Annotated in this window: 1 pseudogene; it reads left to right on the forward strand. The window is 47.9% G+C overall.

Going from position 1 to position 397, the window contains the following annotated elements:
- Positions 1 to 207 precede the first annotated feature (207 nt).
- Positions 208 to 397: pseudogene (locus P7F28_RS02285) on the forward strand (MFS transporter); the annotation flags it as partial.

Genomic DNA, 397 nt, shown 5'->3' on the forward strand with positions numbered 1-397 from the left:
CGTAGTAGATCTTATCTGAAGTATTTGTATCAGCGCGAGATTGAAATTCTGGCTGTCAACCGCACGATGGATATTTAGCCGAATCGCAGACAAGTCTTGACAACAGTCCGTAATTCCAAGAACTCAAATACGGCCGACATCGGATGTAGCAATTAGCAATTCAATGGTCAGCCTCCGTTGCTGACACCCCGTTGGAGAGGAGACAAAATGGCGAAGGTATCTAACACTTGGCGGACCCTAGCAGCAGGGTCTATCGGAAACTTCGGCGAAATTTACGATTTCGCTGTTTTCGGATTTTCCGTTCCAATTCTTGCATTGCACTTTTTCCCAGGAACCGATAGGACGGCTGCCATTCTCAGTACGTTCGCGGTCTATGCAGTCGCCTTTATTGCGCGTC

This window comes from Caballeronia sp. BR00000012568055, from assembly GCF_029439455.1.
Classification (GTDB): Bacteria; Pseudomonadota; Gammaproteobacteria; order Burkholderiales; family Burkholderiaceae; genus Caballeronia.